Annotated in this window: 18 protein-coding genes; 6 read left to right on the top strand and 12 right to left on the bottom strand. The window is 64.3% G+C overall.

Features of this window, described 5'->3' with window-relative positions:
* Nucleotides 1-137: 137 nt before the first annotated feature.
* From RBR52_RS13350 to RBR52_RS13340, 3 genes are read left to right on the top strand one after another with little or no spacing between them, the layout of a single operon-like run.
* Entirely contained in the window at nucleotides 138-1,109 is a 972-nt protein-coding gene (locus RBR52_RS13350; RefSeq protein ID WP_320377771.1) for a sulfurtransferase, read from the top strand.
* Nucleotides 1,094-2,248 carry a YeeE/YedE thiosulfate transporter family protein gene (locus tag RBR52_RS13345; protein WP_320377770.1) on the top strand — a complete coding sequence of 385 codons (1,155 nt, stop codon included), beginning with the start codon at nucleotides 1,094-1,096 and terminating at the stop codon, nucleotides 2,246-2,248. Before RBR52_RS13350 ends, RBR52_RS13345 begins: the two co-directional genes overlap by 16 nt.
* 11 nt (nucleotides 2,249-2,259) lie before the next feature.
* Nucleotides 2,260-2,448 (top strand): hypothetical protein, encoded by a 189-nt coding sequence (locus RBR52_RS13340; protein ID WP_320377769.1) that lies wholly within the window; start codon nucleotides 2,260-2,262, stop codon nucleotides 2,446-2,448.
* Here the strand turns inward: RBR52_RS13340 and rapZ are convergent.
* Genes rapZ through RBR52_RS13325 form a run of 3 tightly spaced genes read right to left on the bottom strand, consistent with a single transcriptional unit; the run spans nucleotide 2,409 to nucleotide 5,959 of the window.
* The gene (gene rapZ, locus RBR52_RS13335) at nucleotides 2,409-3,368 is read right to left on the bottom strand and encodes an RNase adapter RapZ (protein WP_320377768.1); all 960 of its coding nucleotides are present in this window, start codon (nucleotides 3,366-3,368) and stop codon (nucleotides 2,409-2,411) included. The two genes, RBR52_RS13340 and rapZ, sit on opposite strands and share 40 nt — an antisense overlap.
* Before the next feature lie 22 nt (nucleotides 3,369-3,390).
* Entirely contained in the window at nucleotides 3,391-5,052 is a 1,662-nt protein-coding gene (gene recN, locus RBR52_RS13330; RefSeq protein ID WP_320377767.1) for a DNA repair protein RecN, read from the bottom strand.
* 13 nt (nucleotides 5,053-5,065) lie between these two features.
* A complete protein-coding gene (locus RBR52_RS13325) occupies nucleotides 5,066-5,959 on the bottom strand; it encodes an NAD kinase (protein ID WP_320377766.1) in 894 nt (297 codons plus the stop codon).
* 117 nt (nucleotides 5,960-6,076) lie between these two features.
* Here RBR52_RS13325 and hrcA point away from each other — a divergent pair, with 117 nt between their 5' ends.
* The gene (hrcA, locus tag RBR52_RS13320; protein WP_320377765.1) at nucleotides 6,077-7,108 is read left to right on the top strand and encodes a heat-inducible transcriptional repressor HrcA; all 1,032 of its coding nucleotides are present in this window, start codon (nucleotides 6,077-6,079) and stop codon (nucleotides 7,106-7,108) included.
* A 15-nt stretch (nucleotides 7,109-7,123) separates the two neighbouring features.
* Here the strand turns inward: hrcA and RBR52_RS13315 are convergent, their stop codons facing one another.
* The 6 genes from RBR52_RS13315 to RBR52_RS13290 all read right to left on the bottom strand — a co-directional run bounded on the left by RBR52_RS13315 (nucleotide 7,124) and on the right by RBR52_RS13290 (nucleotide 11,612).
* On the bottom strand, nucleotides 7,124-7,438 hold the full coding sequence (locus tag RBR52_RS13315; RefSeq protein ID WP_320377764.1) for a BrnA antitoxin family protein: 315 nt from the start codon (nucleotides 7,436-7,438) through the stop codon (nucleotides 7,124-7,126).
* Nucleotides 7,404-7,697 (bottom strand): BrnT family toxin, encoded by a 294-nt coding sequence (locus RBR52_RS13310; protein ID WP_320377763.1) that lies wholly within the window; start codon nucleotides 7,695-7,697, stop codon nucleotides 7,404-7,406. Before RBR52_RS13310 ends, RBR52_RS13315 begins: the two co-directional genes overlap by 35 nt.
* Before the next feature lie 28 nt (nucleotides 7,698-7,725).
* Nucleotides 7,726-8,151, bottom strand: coding sequence for a universal stress protein (locus tag RBR52_RS13305; protein WP_320377762.1), 426 nt, complete (start codon nucleotides 8,149-8,151; stop codon nucleotides 7,726-7,728).
* Nucleotides 8,152-8,322: 171 nt separating this feature from the next.
* The gene (locus RBR52_RS13300) at nucleotides 8,323-9,444 is read right to left on the bottom strand and encodes a porin (RefSeq protein ID WP_320377761.1); all 1,122 of its coding nucleotides are present in this window, start codon (nucleotides 9,442-9,444) and stop codon (nucleotides 8,323-8,325) included.
* Nucleotides 9,445-9,716: 272 nt separating this feature from the next.
* Nucleotides 9,717-10,943 carry a porin gene (locus tag RBR52_RS13295; protein ID WP_320377760.1) on the bottom strand — a complete coding sequence of 409 codons (1,227 nt, stop codon included), beginning with the start codon at nucleotides 10,941-10,943 and terminating at the stop codon, nucleotides 9,717-9,719.
* A 216-nt stretch (nucleotides 10,944-11,159) separates the two neighbouring features.
* On the bottom strand, nucleotides 11,160-11,612 hold the full coding sequence (locus tag RBR52_RS13290; RefSeq protein ID WP_320377759.1) for an OsmC family protein: 453 nt from the start codon (nucleotides 11,610-11,612) through the stop codon (nucleotides 11,160-11,162).
* 74 nt (nucleotides 11,613-11,686) lie between these two features.
* Here RBR52_RS13290 and RBR52_RS13285 point away from each other — a divergent pair, with 74 nt between their 5' ends.
* Nucleotides 11,687-11,917 carry a DUF1640 domain-containing protein gene (locus RBR52_RS13285; protein ID WP_320377758.1) on the top strand — a complete coding sequence of 77 codons (231 nt, stop codon included), beginning with the start codon at nucleotides 11,687-11,689 and terminating at the stop codon, nucleotides 11,915-11,917.
* Between the two features lie 465 nt (nucleotides 11,918-12,382).
* Here RBR52_RS13285 and RBR52_RS13280 read toward each other — a convergent pair whose 3' ends face one another.
* Genes RBR52_RS13280 through RBR52_RS13270 form a run of 3 tightly spaced genes read right to left on the bottom strand, consistent with a single transcriptional unit; the run spans nucleotide 12,383 to nucleotide 13,446 of the window.
* Nucleotides 12,383-12,709 carry a type II toxin-antitoxin system PemK/MazF family toxin gene (locus RBR52_RS13280; protein ID WP_320377757.1) on the bottom strand — a complete coding sequence of 109 codons (327 nt, stop codon included), beginning with the start codon at nucleotides 12,707-12,709 and terminating at the stop codon, nucleotides 12,383-12,385.
* Nucleotides 12,696-12,926, bottom strand: coding sequence for an addiction module antitoxin (locus RBR52_RS13275; RefSeq protein ID WP_320377756.1), 231 nt, complete (start codon nucleotides 12,924-12,926; stop codon nucleotides 12,696-12,698). The genes RBR52_RS13280 and RBR52_RS13275 overlap by 14 nt, the downstream gene beginning before the upstream one ends.
* Nucleotides 12,927-12,978: 52 nt before the next feature.
* On the bottom strand, nucleotides 12,979-13,446 hold the full coding sequence (locus tag RBR52_RS13270) for a DedA family protein (protein ID WP_320377774.1): 468 nt from the start codon (nucleotides 13,444-13,446) through the stop codon (nucleotides 12,979-12,981).
* 207 nt (nucleotides 13,447-13,653) lie between these two features.
* Here RBR52_RS13270 and ilvA point away from each other — a divergent pair, with 207 nt between their 5' ends.
* Nucleotides 13,654-15,204 carry a threonine ammonia-lyase, biosynthetic gene (ilvA, locus tag RBR52_RS13265; protein WP_320377755.1) on the top strand — a complete coding sequence of 517 codons (1,551 nt, stop codon included), beginning with the start codon at nucleotides 13,654-13,656 and terminating at the stop codon, nucleotides 15,202-15,204.
* Nucleotides 15,205-15,249 lie beyond the last annotated feature (45 nt).

Genomic DNA, 15,249 nt, shown 5'->3' with positions numbered 1-15,249 from the left:
CCCCCAATCGTCCACGATGACGCTGAAACAGCGTCCACGATCAGACTGAAACGCCGTCCACGATCACGCTGAAATCCCGTCCACGATCAGCCTGAAATGCCGTCCACGATGGGCTGAAATACGCAGTCTGGTCACGTGTGTGCCGCATCTGCGCCCTCGGCTGGCCGCTTGCCGCGTGGGCCCTGCAACAGGGCGTCAGCGCCGCGCCATCGGCTCCAGACAACATGCAGGCTTTCGGCCCGCTGATCTCGGCACAGGCCCTGGCCGCGCAGCGCGCGCAGGTACGGATCATCGACCTGCGCGACGACGCTGCCGCACCGCATGTCGCGCACATCGCAGGGGCGCTGCCCGCCCCGTATGCCGACTGGCGCGGCCCGGCGGGCAATCTGGGCAAGCTTCGGCCGCTGCCCGAATTCACCGCCCTGGTGCGGCGCCTGGGTCTGACTGCCGACACCCCCGTGGTGCTCGTCTCCACCGGGGACGACCCCAGCGATTTCGGCGCGCCCGCCCGCGTGTACTGGACGCTGAAATGGCTGGGCCTGAAGCACCTGGCCATCCTCAACGGCGGCATGACCGCGTGGCGGGCCGCCGGGCTGCCGCTCACGCGCCAACGCACACCTGCACCGACGCCCAGCGCGTTCACCCCGCAGCTCGACGATGCCCTGCTCGCCACACGCTCCGAAGTGGCGCACGATCTGGATCGGCCTGGCACGCTGCTGCTCGACGCCCGCCCCAAGGCTTTCTATCTGGGCCGCGAGAAAGCGCCCGCTGCACGGCGCCCCGGCACCCTGCCCGGCGCGCTGGATTTCGACAATCTGCGCTGGTTTCAGCCGGGCAGTGGCGAACTGCCCGATAGCGCCACGTTGCAGCGAATCGCCCGCCAATTGCCGCAGCAGCCCGGAGCCCGGCAGACCGTCTCCTTCTGCAACACCGGCCATTGGGCTGCGACCAACTGGTTCGTTCTGTCCGAACTGCTGCACCGCCCGCATGTGGCGCTCTACCCCGGTTCGATGGTGGATTGGTCGCACGCCGACGCGCCGATGGCGCACGTCCCCTCTCGCTGGGAGCAACTCTGGCAGCAACTGGAACAGACATGGCAGGCACTCTGAATCCGTCGTTCCGCGCCGCAGCGGTACAGACGACCGGCCTGGGACTACGCCGCTTGACCGGCAGCCTGTTGATCTGCTTGGGCCTGGCCGGGTTTGCCGCCATCACCTGGCTGGTCGGCTGGCGGCAGGGACTGCTCTGGCTGATCGGCCTGGGCTATGGCGTGCTGCTCGCCGCGGCGGCCTTCGGCTTCACCACCGGCTGGCGAGTGTGGATCACCCGCCGCGACCCCAAAGGCTTTTGCGCGCAGTTTGTCGGCATTGCGGTGGCCATGCTCATCAGCGTGCCCCTGCTGGCCGCGCAGCCCATGCTGCAGGGCGCGGACGGGCCGCTTTCCATCAGCCTGCTGGTGGGCGCCTTCGTGTTCGGCGCGGCCATGCAGGTGGCCGACGGCTGCGGCTCGGGCACCTTGTACAAGGCGGGGCTGGGCCATCCGGTGAGCCTGGCCGTACTGCCGGCGTTCGTGTTCGGCAGTTTTCTCGGGGCTGCCCAGATTCCGGCTTGGCTGTCGCTGGGCGCGCTGCCGCCGGTCAACCTGGTGCAGCGCCTCGGTGCGCCCGAAACGCTGGTCGTGCAGCTTTCGGCCCTCGCCCTGCTGGCCGCACTGCTGTGGCGGTTTCGCGGCACACAGCCTTCACGCTGGCGCGGGCAGGCGGTGTGGTGGGCTGCCGTCGGCCTGGGGCTGCTGGCGGCAGCCAATCTGGCGGTCGCCGGACAACCCTGGGGGATTGTGTATGGCCTGGGCCTGTGGGGCGCCAAGATCGTGCAGGCGCTGGGCATCGATCTGAGTCACAACGCGTTCTGGGGCCTGCCTGCGCAGCAGGCGCAGTTGCACGCCACGGTATTGGCCGACAACACCAGCGTCACCGATCTGGGTCTGCTGCTGGGCGCGCTGGTGGCGGCAAGCTGGAAGGGCAAGGCCGGCCCTGCGGTTGGACTGCCTGCGCGGCAATGGCTGGCCTCGGTCATCGCCGGGCTGCTGCTGGGCTATAGCTCGCGGCTGGCCTTCGGCTGCAATATCGGTGCGTACTTCTCGGGCATCGCCACCGGCAGCCTGCACGGCTGGGTGTGGTTCGCCTGCGCGTTCGCCGGCAGCCTCGTGGGCGTGCGGCTGCGCCATCGCCTGGGCATGGCGGATTGAAAGGCGTTCTGATGAAACGCAGACTACCCTGGCTGATCGCCCTGTTCTGGGCCGCCGTCGTCGTACTGCTCGCGCTGGACTGGCGTGCAAGCACGCCGCACGACCGCTTTGCCGAGCCGCCCCCGCTGGCGCTGAGCAACGGCCCAGCGGCGGACGCGGGTCACTGCTCGCTTGCGCCCGCCACGCCCAGCTCGCGGTGACGCAGCAGCACGGTGTACTGGCCGCTGAACGCTCGGCTGAGCTGTTCGCACAAATACACCGAACGATGCTGCCCGCCGGTGCAGCCGATGGCCACGCCCACATAGCTGCGGTGATCGGCTGCCAGCCTGGGCAGCCAGCGCTGCAAGAAGCCGGCGATGTCGGCCTGCATCTGCAACACCTCGGGCTGACGCAGCAGAAACTCGGCCACCGGGGCGTCGCGTCCGGTGAGGGGCCGCAGCACCGGGTCATAATGCGGATTGGGCAGCATGCGCACGTCGAACACATAATCGGCGTCGAGCGGCACGCCGCGCTTGAAGGCGAACGACTCGAACAACACCACCATCTGGCTGGCCTGCACCCGCACGGTCTGCTTGATCCACTCGCGCAACTGCGCCGACTTCATCTGGCTGGTGTCGATGTGCAGACCGATCTCGGCCACCGGGCTGAGCAGTTCGCGTTCGAGTTCGATGGATTCGATCAGCGCGTTGGCATAGCCCTCGCCGCGCGCCGCGGCGGCGCTTCCCCTCTGATGGCTCACCACCCGGCTGGTGAGCGGATGGCGGCGGCGCGTCTCGGAAAATCGCTGCACCAGCGTGTCGGTGGCGCAGTCGAGGTAAACGGCATGTACGTCGCAGCGGGTGCGCAGGCTTTCGAGCACAGCCGGCACGTCGGCCAGCGATTCGGCGCTGCGTGCGTCCACCGCCACGGCCACGCGCTTCTGCCCCGACGCGCGGGTCTGCTCGACCAGCGCGGTGATGAGTTGCGGCGGCAGGTTGTCCACGCAGTAATAGCCGGAATCTTCCAGCGCAGCCAGCGCCACCGACTTGCCCGAGCCCGACAGCCCGGAAATCAGCACGAGTTGGTGAGTGGAGCGTGGGTCTGCGCCGACCTGCGCGGCAGGAGATTCGGGCGGGATCATGGCGATTTCGGCGTATGGCGATTCAGCGGCTTTCACACGCAGCAAGCAATTCGCGCGCATGCTCCAACGCGGCGCTCGATTGCGCATTGCCGCCCAGCATACGGGCGATTTCGCTGCGCCGTTGTGACAGGTCGAGCGCTTCGAGCAGGCTGGCGGTCTGCTGAGCGCTGCTGATCTTGCGCACGGCGAAATGCTGCTGCGCGCACGCAGCCACCTGCGCCAGATGGGTGACGGCCAGCACCTGACGGTCGCTGCCCAGCTTGCGCAGCAGCCGCCCCACGGTCTGCGCCACGGCGCCGCCGATGCCGGCATCGACCTCGTCGAAGATCAGCGTGTCGGTATCCTGCAGCGCGCTGGTGGTCACGGCCACGGCCAGGGCGATGCGCGAGAGCTCGCCGCCGCTGGCCACCTTGCCCAAAGGCCGCAGTTCCGCGCCGGGGTGCGCGGCCACCTGCAGTTCCACCGTCTCCGCGCCGCGCGCGCCCACGGCGTCGAGCGGCAGCAGCGCCACGTCGAAGCGACCCCCGGGCATGCCCAGCTCCTGCATGGCCGCCTGCACCGCCTGGGCGAGCCGCTGCGCGGCCTTGCCGCGCTTGGCGCTCAACTTCGCTGCGGCCTGTCGCAGCGCGTCCTGCGCGGCTTGTTCGGCGCCCTCCAGCGCGGGCAGATCGGCGCTGCGGTCGAGCTGGGCCAGCTTGTCGCGCAAGGCGGCGTGGGTCTGCGGCAGATCGGCCGCCGCCACGCGATGTTTGCGCGCCAGTTGCATCCAACTGGCCAGCCGGGCGTCGAGTTCGGCCAGACGCTGCGGATCGGCCTCGGTGCGCTCGGCGAGACGGCGCAATTCGTGGCTGAGATCGCTCAGACTGGTCTGCGCCGCGTCGATCTGTTGCACCAGCGGCTGCAAATCGGCATCGACCTGCGCCGCCCGCGCCAGCGCCTGCTGCGCCTGCGCCAGCAAGGGCAGAACGCCCTGCTCCTCGCCATCGAGCGCGGCAGCGGCCAGGGCATAGTCTTCGAGCAGACTGCTGACATGCGCCAGTCGCTTGTGCTCGGTCTCGATGGCCTCCCATTCGCCGGCCTGCGGGTGCAGTCGGTCGAGCTCTTCGCATTGCCATTGCAGGCGTTCGCGCTCCTCGGCCAGCGCACCCGCGTCGCGGCGCGCCTGTTGCAAGGCGGCGTCGGCGTCGCGCCACTGCGCCCAGGCCTGTGCCACGGCCCGCGCTTCGTCCTGCGCGGCGGCATAGCCGTCGAGCAGATGGGTGACGACTTCGCGCCGCACCAGCCCTTGGTAGGCATGCTGCCCGTGAATGTCCACCAGCATCTCGCCCGCCGCCTTGAGCTGCGCGGCGGTGGCCGGGCTGCCGTTGACGAAACCGCGCGACTTGCCCTGCGCGTCGATCACGCGGCGCAGCAGCAGGGTGTCGCTCTGGCCGGCAAATCCCTGCGCCTCCAGCCAGGCGGCCAGCGGCGGGTTCAGGCTGAACTCGGCGCCGATCTCCGCGCGCTGCGCCCCCGCGCGCACCACGCCGCTGTCGGCGCGCTCGCCCAGGGCGAGCTTGAGCGCATCGATCAGGATGGACTTGCCCGCGCCGGTCTCGCCGGTAAGCACGGTAAAGCCGGCTGCCAGATCGATGTCGAGCTCGGGAACGATGACAAAGTCGCGCAAATGCAGGTGCAGCAGCATGGCTTAGCTTGTTTCAAGACTCATCGGGAATTTCGTGCCAGTGCAGTTTTTTGCGCAGGGTGGAGAAATAGCTCCACCCCGGCGGATGGAGGAACACGCAGCGGTACGGCGCCTGACGGATGCGGATGCGGTCGCCGCCGATCAGCTCGGCATAGCTCTGCATGTCGAAATTCACGCTGACATCGCGCAGCGTGACCACCTCGATCACGATGTCGGCGCCACCCGGCAGCACGATGGGCCGGTTCGACAGCGTGTGCGGCGCAATCGGCACCAGCACCACGCCGTCCACGCTGGGATGCAGGATCGGCCCATACGCCGACAGCGCATACGCGGTCGAACCGGTCGGCGTGGCCACGATCAGGCCGTCGGCCCGCTGCACGTACATGAAGCGGCCGTCCACCTCCACCTTCAGCTCGACCAGGCCCGAAGCCCCGTTGCGATTGACCACCACGTCGTTGACCGCGATGGCGCTGAAAATCGTTTCCCCCGCCCGTTCCACCGCCCCGGTGAGCATGGCGCGTTCCTCGCGCTCGAAGTCGCCCGCCAGCAGACCGTCGATCGCGCTCTCCCAGTCGCTGTCGGCGATGTCGGTCATGAAGCCCAGCCGTCCGGCATTGATGCCCACCAGCGGCACGTTCAGAGGCGCCAGTCGTCGCGCCGCGCCCAGCATGGTGCCGTCGCCGCCCAGCACCACCGCCACCCAGCCGCCCTGCGCGGTACGCTCGGCCAGCTCGCTGCTGCGCAGCACCGGGTAAGGCAGCTCGGTGTGTTGCGCGGTGAGCTCGCCCACCCAGACCTCCACCCCGGCCCGGCTCAGCCGCGCGGCAATCTCGGCCAGCAGCTTCTGCGCCTGCGGCGCCTGATATTTGCCGATCAGCAAGACCTGCTGGAACACGGTAGGGGGCATGGGGATTTGGAAAGGGTGTGCGGCGGAACAACCCTCCGCCGCGGCAAATTACAGCACAGGCGCAAGTTCCCTGTGACACGCCATGCCAGCCTGTTGTCCGCGCCCTAAAATTTGTTTATGGACGAACGCTCCCGCCTGCTGCTCAAAACCCTGATCGAACGCTACATCGCCGAGGGTCAGCCGGTGGGCTCGCGCACGCTGTCGCGCGCCTCGGGGCTGGAGCTGTCTGCCGCCACCATCCGCAACGTCATGGCTGATCTGGAAGACATGGGCCTGATCGCCAGCCCGCACACCTCGGCAGGCCGCATTCCCACCCCGCGCGGCTACCGGGTGTTCGTCGATGCCATGCTCACCGCCCAGCCGCCCCTATCTCCCAAACAGCAACCCGATCTACTGCCGCAGTCGCTGCAACAGCAACTCGACACCGCCCCGCCGCAACAGGTGATGATGCGCGCGGCGCAGCTCATGTCCAGTCTGTCGCAATTCGTCGGCGTGGTGCTGGCGCCGCAGCGCAGCGCCGCGTTTCGCCACATCGAGTTTCTGCGCCTGAGCGAACATCGCATCCTGCTCATCATCGTCAGCCCCGAAGGCGATGTGCAAAACCGCATGCTGCACTGGCCGCAGCCCTTGAGCCAGAGCGAGCTCAACACCGCGACCAACTATCTCAACGAACATTTTTCCGGCCTGAGTTTCGAGCAGGTCGCGCAAAAGCTCGGCAGCGAAGTGGAACACCTGCGCAGCGAACTCGTCGCGCTGATGCAGGCCGGCGTGCAGGCCGGCAGCCAGGCGCTGCAACAGCCGCAGGATCAGGTCGTCATCTCCGGGCAGCAGCAATTGCTCGGCATCGGCGACCTCTCAAACAATCTGGGCAAGCTGCGCCAGCTCTTCGATCTGTTCGAGCAAAAAGCCCAGCTCCTGAAACTCATGGATGCTTCGGCCAAGGCGGACGGCGTGCGCATCTACATCGGCGGCGAAAGCGAGGCCGTGCCCTTCGAGGAACTCTCCGTCATCACCGCCCCTTATGCGGCAGACGGCCAAGTGGTCGGCACCCTGGGCGTCATCGGCCCCACCCGCATGGCCTACGACCGCATGATCCAGATCGTTGACATCACCGCCAAGCTCGTCGGCCATGCGCTGAGCCAGCGGTAAATTCAGTAGCGGAATCTATGACAGCGAATGTGTTTTCAGCCACTCCTTGAGCGCCGCGTTCATCCGCGTCTGCCAGCCCGACCCCGAAGCTCTGAAGGCATCAAGCACTTCGCGATCAAAACGAATGGCGACCTGCTCCTTGAGCCCAGACCCCGCCGGTCTGCCCCTCGTGCGCCGTGCGGCGGCCAGTCCAGCCCTCAACTCCTCCGGACTGGCTGGGCGCTCGTCATCATCGAGCCCATCCCAGACATAATCTTTCTCAGGGGGCGATTGGCGCACAGCATCGAGCAAGGCCTTACGGTTCATCGCATTCGTTTTCGAGCCATTCATGGTAAACCTCTCGTTCTTCACGACTTGCACGGCGAAAGCTGATGATTCTTTGTGAATCACCCCGTTGGGTGTGAACCACAACGAGTACCGCCAACATGTCCAAGACATACGACATCGACAACACGCGCTGCTCCTGACGCCTCTCGATGCCTAAATCCAGGCGAAACCTCGATTCCAGCACTTCATGCGCCAGCGCAAAGTCGAGTCCGTGTTTTTGCAGATTTGCTTGTCGCTTGGTTTCGTCCCAAGTCAAAGACATATTTATTGTAGATGCAATTAATACCCGATCACCGCACCAGCAACACCGGCACCGTCGTGGAAGCCACCACCTTGCTCGCCACCGACCCCATGACGAAACCCTTGAGCGCCGAGTGGCCGTGCGTGCCCATGATGAGCAGATCGGGCTGCAGGCGTTTGACCTCGGCGGCGATCTGCTCCGCCGGGTCGCCCACCACAAAGTGGGATTCAAAAGTCAAACCGGCCTGCTTCAGCGACTCTTCGGCAGGCGCGAGCGCCTGCGCGCTGACGTCACGGTAATACTCGTCGAGCGTGGCGCGGCTGAGCTGCGAGCGTGCCAGCGGCGTGCCGATGGGCAGCGCCACAGTCAGCAGCGTGATGCGAGGCGGCTCCTTGTACGCCTCAGCCTGCTGCACCAGCACTTGCGCGGCACGCGCGGTGTAATCCGACCCGTCAACCGGTAGAACGATGTGCATGGGACAACCTCCCTGATTGGAGAAATTCTCTGCGGCATTATGCCTGCCGTCCTACCCCCATCCTCCGGTGAACAGCGAACTTTCAAGACGCAAAAAAGCCGCCCGGAGGCGAAAACGAAAAAAGCCGCCCGGAGGCGGCTTTCAAAACAGGTGCTGAACAGCTTGCGCTGATCAGAACTTGTGGCGGAGCCCGAAAATGACGCCGCTGGAAGACTGACCTGCGACACCCAAATTCGATGTGGAGCTGTCGCCAACCGCCAGTGCCGTATTCGCATCATTGCTGATGTGGGCATAGGAGGTATACAGATTGGTCCGCTTGGACAGCGAATAAGTGTAACCGATAGCGTATTGCTTGGCCGTATCGGCACCCGTATCGGCACCGAGCGTATTCTTGGCCTGCCCGTACGAAGCCAGAACCGCACCCGCGCCGACCGGCACGGTTGCGCCCAGCATCCAAGCGGTCCGCTTGCCCGAGACGGCATCAGCCTTCAAATCCTGATAGAGAGCCGTGACTTTAGCAATACCGAAATCATAGCCACCCGTCACCTGCCAGTGCTTGTCGGCATTGCCGGAAGATGAATTAGGCGTCAGACCGTCGATATTGGTGAGGCGAATATAGTCAAGAGTGGCGAACACCGGGCCATTGTTATAGGCAGCGTTGAGTTCCCAGGCACGAGTCGTGTTTCCACCTTGGGCCAAGTTCACTTGCGCCGAGGTCGGCGCGAGGGAATACACGGCGGTGCCGGTAAAACCTGCGAAATTGGGCGAAACATAAGCAATGGTCTGGTTGGCACGTTGCAATCCGGCGAATGCAATATTGGAAATATTGTCAAATTTACCCGTCAAACCACCTCCAAATGGATCGGCAGCGAGTTCCGCATTCCACAGCGGGGTGTTCAAGCGGCCGGCAACCACCGTACCGAAACCGCCGGTCAGCCCGACCATGGAGGTGCGTTGCATGAAGCCGCCGCCGCTGCAATAGCCGTTCGAGTTGCCACCCGAGCCATTGGTGTTTTGGTTGGTGCCCGCAGCGCAGAAGCCGGTTTCAGCCTGGAAAATGGCTTTCAGACCACCACCCAGGTCTTCCGTACCCTTGATACCGATGCGCGACGAAGACTGACCGCCGGAATCCATAACGGTCGAGGACACGGTGCCGCTACCCGTGGTGGGTTTCAGTCCGCTGAAATGAGCAACGCCCAGATCAATGATTCCGTACAGTTGCACGTTGTCGGCAGCGAATGCCGAACCGGTGAAGGCGCCGATGACGGCGAGGGCGAGAAGTGATTTTTTCATTGAGCATCTCCAGGTTGTAAAGGGCCGGCTTGAGACAAGCCGGTAAAGAGACGGGTGGCAGCGTTTGGCGCTGCTGTGCCCAGCTCGTCGCAGACCTAAAGGATTCCGCTTCCGAGACCCTTCCAATTTAGCAGCGCATCAGCTACGGCGCATATGACAAGGGCACTTAGCGGGGGGTTTTGTTGCCGGGCAGCAACAAAAACAGCCCGCAAGCGGGCTGTGAGGGGTGCAGTGCGCTCACCCTGCGGCGAGCGGGAATGGCATCAAGGCCATCAGAACGAGTGCAGGATGCCCACGGCAAATCCGTTCGAACCCTGGCCGGTGACGCCGGCGCTGAAGTTGGTCGCGTCATTCACGGCCAGCGCAGTGCCGCTGCGGTCGGTTCCGGCGGAGTCGTTGCTCATGTGCGCGTACGAGGTGTAGAGCATGGTGCGCTTGGACAGGTTGTAGGTATAGCCGATGGCGTACTGCTTCGCCTTGGACGTGCTGTACGAAGTACCCGACGGAGCCAGCGACGTCCCGTATTGGCTGTACGACACCAGCACCGCGCCCGCGCCTAACGGCACGGTGGCGCCGAGCAGCCAGGATGAGTCGTTGCCCGAGTAGTAGTCGGCAGTGCCGCGCTCGTAGATGGCCGAGAGTTTGACCACGTTCAGATCGTAAGAACCGAACAGTTGCCAAACCTTGTAGGCGCCATCAGCCACGGCGTTCCCAGGCGCAGCGGTAACGTTGGTGACTTTGCTGTAGTTGGCACCCACGGTCGCCGGGCCAAAAGCATAGTTGCCGTCCAGGGACCACAGTTTGGTGGTGTTGCCGCCCTGGACCAATGGAGCCGTTGCCGATCCGTCGTTGAACGAATAGTCCGCACGAACCGTCAGGCCCGACAGATTGGGCGAGATGTAAGTGAGGGTCTGGTTGCTGCGCAGCAAATAACTGGCCGCTGCGCCGGACACGTTTCCACCTTCTCCGGTGGGGCTGAGTCCATTGATGCCCAAGCTCAAGTTGGAATACGCCCCGGTAAAGCCCGCCTGGAACGGGTCGTAGTTGATCTCGTTGGTGAACATGCTGGTGAAGTAGCGGCCCATTTGCACGGTACCGAAGCTGCCTTGCAGTCCCAGCAGGGTGGTGCGGCCCATGAAATTGCCGCCGGTGCAATAGGGGGAGCCGCCGGTGCCAGTCTGGTTGGTACCTGCGGCGCAAAAGCCGGTTTCGGCCCTAAAAATGGCCTTCAGCCCGCCGCCCAAGTCTTCGGTGCCTTTGAGCCCGATCCGGGAGCCTGCCACCACACCAGAGCTGAGGCCGGTATAGGAAGCCGTGCCATGATTGCCACTCGGATCGGGCTTGCCGTTGACCGTCGGCGCCAGTCCCGAATAATGCGTGACGCCCATGTCGATGATGCCGTACAACTGCACGCTATCCGCCGCGAAGGCAGCGCCCGAGAAGGCGCCGGCCACGGCCAGGGCGATGAGGGATTTTTTTGCGAAACCTTGCGTTTTCATTCTGTGCTCCGTTGGGTTTGGAATGTTCCGCCTCTCGACACACTCTCCAGGGCGATGTCTGAGCGGGTGGGGAAATTAGCATGCACTTATCTGTGTAATTGCATGCGTGACCGAATTGAAACGCGCCTGATGATTGACCTCAAGCTTTTTTGCCTAAGCCAGCCAAAGTGTCATCAAAACGCAACATGGCGGACAAGCGCAGATTCGATTCAACAGTCATCCCTGGACCAGCTCGACGCTGAAAGTCATCAATGCCGTCTTTTCCAGCATGGCGCTGGCCGAGCAATACTTGGTGTGCGAGAGCTCCACCGCCCGCTGCACCTTGTCGGCGTGCAGGTCTTTGCCGCTGACGGTGAAGTGCATGTGGATGCGGGTGAACACCTTGGGGTCGGTCGGCGCGCGTTCGGCGTCGAGCCGCACGCTGCAGCCGCGCACGTCCTGCCGCGCCTTTTTCAGGATGTAGACCACGTCGTAGGCGGTGCAACCGCCCGTGCCGGCGAGCAGCAGTTCCATCGGCCGGGGCGCGAGGTTGTGCCCGCCGGGCTCGCCTGGGGCGCTGGCCGGGGCGCCGTCCATGCGCAGGGTATGGCCGCTTTCGGTGTGGGCGGTGAAGGCCATGCCATCGTTGCCTTGCGCGTCTTTTCCTTCCCATTGCACGGTGCATTGCATTGCGGTTTCTCCAGTTTGCTGTTGATGGGTGATGCGATTGTCGACGGTTTCACAGGGGCTCTACAATGCACTGCATGACCACCGTCACTTTCGATACGCACAAATTCATTCGCAAGTTGCGCGAATCGGGCATGCCAGACGCGCAGGCCGAAGCGGTGGCCGACGCTTTTCGCGAGGCGCAAGGCGAGGCCGACCTGGCGACCAAACCGGATTTGCGCGAGCTTGAGCTGCGGCTGACGATCAAAATCGGCGGCATGCTGGTGATTGCGGTCGGCGTGCTCGCCGCCGTGCTGAAATTGCAGTAGGGAAATGCCTCCACTTCCCCGCCTCCCCCACTCGCGGGGGAGGCGTTTTTCTTGACGTGCAGTAGAGCCGGGCACTGAACCTCTTTGATTGGCGTCAATTTCGATGCCGACAGCGAAGGCGTGAAAGGTCAGAGAACCGCGCCAATCCAGTGCAATTCAATGATATTTCAATGACTTGGATGCAACATCCGTCAATGCTTATTTAACAATGCCATGATGCACAGATGGACTATGCAAAATACATAAGCATCCTCTAATATTGCTGCACGCGTCGAGTTTGACGCCCCGTTTTTTCAGTTGTCTCCTCCACCTCCTCCTTTGGTGGATTCTTGCCCGGGCCGATGAACCTCATCCGCCCGGGTATTTTTTTGCGCCGGTTTGCCGTTCTCAAGGAAACGCCGGGCCGCCCCAAGTTTCCTTGACCCCCACGGGGGGCGGGTCGGCGAGCCGACCCTGGGGGCGCGCTCAGCGCGGCAAACCCAAATGCACTTTCACTGCATCTTCTACGGCAAGCAAATCTACCTTGGAGAGAACGCCAAGCAAGGTCTTCAGGCGAGCCTTGTCTGCTGCCATGATCTGATCGGCCATGGCTTTGCTGCGCTGCCCGCCCAAAACAACCAGGGCTTCGCCCGGGTATTGACGTTCGGTGTTGCTGGTCAACGGCACAACGACAACGCGAGCGAGGTTACGGTTTGCGGCGTCATTGCTGACGATGACAGCGGGGCGTGTTTTTCGAATCTCGCTGCCGACAGCCGGATCGAATTCAACCCACCACACCTCACCGCGAAGCATCTGCCATATCCGCAGCAAGGGCGTGGCACCATTCCATCGCGTCTGCCTCGCGAGATTGGTCCGCCGCCATGGCCTTGTAACCCGCATCAAGCGTCGCTCCCAGCACATGCGGCCTGACCAAATCTTCGATGAACTGGCTCATGCGACGCTTGCCCACCACGCGGTAAAGACCGTCATAGACGGCTTCATCCAGCGTAATCGTCATTTTTCGGTGCATGTCTTTTCTCCTGTTGCACGTTATACGTATATCAATTGTAGCCAGAAGTACGTCACATGATCCACACCACACCGGCCACAGCAACATAGCGCAGGCTGCGGCCAAGCAGCATCCAGAAGGCGCAGGCCCAGGCGTTGATGCGCAGCCAGCCTGCGACGACGACCAGGGCATCGCCGATGCCGGGCACCCAGGCCAGCACGGTGATGGGCGCGCCCCAATGGCGCACTTGCGGCGCCCAGCGCCAGGCGTCGGGGGTTTGCCAATGGCGCACCCAGCGCCCGAGCGCGTAGGTGGTCATGCCGCCGAGGGTGTTGGAGGCGGTGGCGACGAGCAAGGCAAGCCCGGTGTGTTGCGGCTGCGCGGAAATCACCACGAGCAGCACGGCTTCGGAGCTGAAGGGGATGAGGGTGGCGGCGGCAAAACTGAGCGCTGCCAGCACATAAAGACCGCCCGACCCGGAGGCGGACTGCAGCAATTCATGCCACGAGCCGATGGCGGCCCCCGCCCAGTCGGCGGGCATCAGCACGGCTGGGCTTGAAAAAATGCTGAAAAATGCCTTCTCCGCTTGTGGGGGAGACTGGGCGGGGGCGCAAGCGATGGGTTCATCGCCCCTCCTCCCCTCCCCAACCCTCCCCACAAGTGGAGAGGGAGTCTTTTGCAGCGTTTTTCTGAAAGGTGCGATGGGCAGGGTTCATAGAATCGGTTTTTTTGTTCCGGGAAGATCCAAATGGCCGCGAAGCATACCGATTATCTGCAGCGTATTTTGAACGCACGGGTGTATGACGTGGCGATCGAGTCGGCGCTGGAGCCCGCGCGCAATCTGTCGCGTCGACTGCACAACAAGGTGCTGCTCAAGCGCGAGGACACGCAGCCGGTGTTCAGCTTCAAGCTGCGCGGGGCGTACAACAAGATGTCACGCTTGAGCGAGGCCGAACGCCAGCGGGGGGTGATCTGCGCGTCTGCCGGCAATCACGCGCAGGGCGTGGCGCTGTCGGCGCACCGGCTGGGCTGCCGCGCGGTGATCGTGATGCCGGCCACGACACCGAAGGTGAAGATCGATGCGGTGCGCGCCTTCGGCGGCGCCAGCGTGGACGTGGTGCTGCACGGCGAGAGCTACAGCGACGCCTATGCCCACGCCCTCACGCTGCAGGAGCAGCAGGGGCTGACTTTCGTCCATCCGTTCGACGACCCGGACGTGATCGCAGGCCAGGGCACGATCGCCATGGAAATCCTGCGGCAGCACCAGGCGCCGATTCACGCGGTGTTCTGCGCCATCGGCGGCGGCGGGCTGATCTCGGGCGTGGCGGCTTACATCAAGGCGGTGCGCCCGGAGATCAAGGTGATCGGGGTGCAGACGGTCGATTCCGACGCCATGTTGCGCAGCGTACAGACGGGCCGCCGCGTTACGCTGCCGGAAGTGGGACTGTTTTGCGACGGCACCGCGGTGAAGCAGGTCGGGCGCGAGACCTTCCGCCTGGTGCGCGATCTGGTGGACGATTTCGTCGTGGTCGATACCGATGCGGTGAGCGCCGCGATCAAGGACGTGTTCGAAGACACCCGCAGCGTGCTGGAACCCTCGGGCGCCATGTCGGTGGCCGCCGTCAAGGCCTATTGCGCGCAGCACCAGCTCAAGGGCGAGACGCTGGTCGCCGTGACCTGCGGCGCGAACATGAATTTCGACCGCCTGCGCTTCGTCGCCGAGCGCGCGGAAGTGGGCGAGGCGCGCGAGGCGCTGTTCGCCGTGACCATTCCCGAAAGGCCCGGCAGCTTTCGCCGCCTGTGCCGTCTGGTGGGCGCGCGCAGCGTGACCGAATTCACCTATCGCATCAAGGGCCCGGAAGAGGCGCATGTATTCGTCGGCCTGACGGTCAATGGCCGCGACGATGCGCAGAAAATGGCGCAGACCTTCGAGCGCTCGGGCTATGGCGTGCTCGACCTGACCGACAACGAACTGGCCAAGGTGCATGTGCGCCACCTCGTCGGCGGCCCTGCCCCGCGCAGCGCGCAGGGGCAGAGCATGGCGGAGAACGAGCGCCTGCTGCGCTTCGACTTTCCCGAACGACCTGGGGCGCTGCTGCGCTTTCTCGACGCGCTCAGCCCCGACTGGAACATCAGCCTGTTTCACTACCGCAACCAGGGCGGCGACAGCAGCCAGGTGCTGGTGGGCATCCAGGTGCCGCCGTCGGACAAAAAGGCCTTCGCGCAATTCTTGCAGCAGCTCGGTTACCACCACACCGAGGAAACCGACAATCCGGTGACGAGGTTGTTTTTGAATTGACGGCGCCCCCAACCTCCCCCAGCAAGTGCGGACCACCCCCTCTCC

It is taken from the genome of Thiomonas sp. (assembly GCF_034007205.1).
Lineage (GTDB): Bacteria > Pseudomonadota > Gammaproteobacteria > Burkholderiales > Burkholderiaceae_C > Thiomonas.
This window is presented reverse-complemented; position numbering and strand designations above follow the sequence as displayed.